This is a genomic window from Paracoccus benzoatiresistens, assembly GCF_026913015.1.
In the GTDB taxonomy this organism is placed as follows: Bacteria; Pseudomonadota; Alphaproteobacteria; order Rhodobacterales; family Rhodobacteraceae; genus Paracoccus; species Paracoccus benzoatiresistens.
Genome location: NZ_JAPTYD010000154.1, coordinates 1 through 1453 on the forward strand (window position 1 = coordinate 1; position 1453 = coordinate 1453).

A 1453-nucleotide genomic window follows, 5' to 3' on the forward strand; every position below is an offset into this window, starting at 1 on the left:
CTAGCACTACTTTGGCAGATTTTCCTTGGGGCGTTCTGCGATGAGCCTTTCACAATGAGGGCAGCGCATTGGTGGCGGTCTCACGACGGCGTCGAGGATGGCTTGCCTGACGGCTGGCATGGTGGGTTGCGGGGGTGGTCCGGGGCCCCCTTTTTTTCCGCTTCGCAGTCTTGAGACGGCGGGATTGCAGGAAGGCGTAGGCGATCATCGTCATCAGCGCGTGTCGGTGCAATCCTGTCCAGGACCGACCCTCGAAATGGTCGAGGCCAAGCTCCTCCTTAAGTTGTTGATGCGCTTGTTCGCAGATCCATCGGGCCTTGATGGCGGCGGCGAGCGCCTTCAGGCTGGTGTCGGCTGCCAAGTTCGAGGCGTAGTATTTCCGCTCCCCGCTCGCACGGCGTTCGCCGATCAGCCAGACCTCTTCGTCACCGGGCATGGCCTGCACCCGGCCATCTGCCATGCGATGTCGGTGGCCATCGGCGATGCGGACACGGGTTGCGGCGAACTGACAGCCCAATCGGCCCTTGGTGCCTTGCCGCCAACTGACCTTCCGCCATTTTTCGTCCTCCAGCATCTGTTCGGCGGAAACCGCCATGCGGTCGGGGAGGTGATATTTGCGGCGCCGACCGCGGCCTGCTTCGGGAAAGGTTAGCCCGACATCTGCCGGGTAGATGTTCTGGCGCCGCGACAGACCAACCGCCCAGGTAAGCCCGCGCGCGCTCAGTGCCTGGCGGAAAGACCCGCTCGATCCGTAACCCGCGTCGGCCAACACACAGCCGAAGCGGACACCCGCAGCCCTGGCCCGGTCGATCTCCTCGATGGCAATCTCAGGCTTGCTCAGAGCCGTCTGTCGATCTTCCGGCACCCGCGCCCGAGCCATGCGGTCGGGATCGTTGGTCCAGACCTCCGGCAGAAACAGCCGCAACCCCACCGTGACCGGCACCTCGCCCGAGGCCAGCGTTACCGAGACCAGCGACTGGCAATTCGCGGTCTTGCCCAGCGATGAGGCATATTGCGGCGCAACCCCGACCGAGCGTTCGCCCTTCTTCGGCAAACAGGTATCATCGATGACCAGAAAAGCCTCCTCGCCGCCAACCAGCCTGTCGGCCTCAGCCAGCAAGGCCGCCTTCAGCGGCGCGCTATCCCAGACCCCGTCGGCGATGAAATGATGCAGCTGGTCATAGCTGATAGCCCTGTCCCGCGCCGCCATCGGCTGCACGCTCTTGCGATCACCCGGGCCGATTAGCCCGGCAACATAGGCCGGACACATCCGCCCTCGTGTCTTATGCCCAAGCGCCGCAACAAACGGCGCCAGCCAAATTTCCAGATCGCCCCGCCAGGTCTCCATAAACCGCCAGCCTCCCTCAAAGCTGGCTCCCTATGAATCACTCAAAACGTCGACCTTGAAGTCAGAGACTATCGGATCAGCAATAATCTGCCAAAGTAGTGCTAG

1 protein-coding gene is annotated in these 1453 nt (G+C 62.9%); it reads right to left on the reverse strand.

Annotated features, from left to right (window positions below; translation table 11 throughout):
- Positions 1-49: 49 nt before the first annotated feature.
- A complete protein-coding gene (locus OU682_RS23935; protein WP_268944675.1) occupies positions 50-1348 on the reverse strand; it encodes an IS701 family transposase in 1299 nt (432 codons plus the stop codon).
- Positions 1349-1453 lie beyond the last annotated feature (105 nt).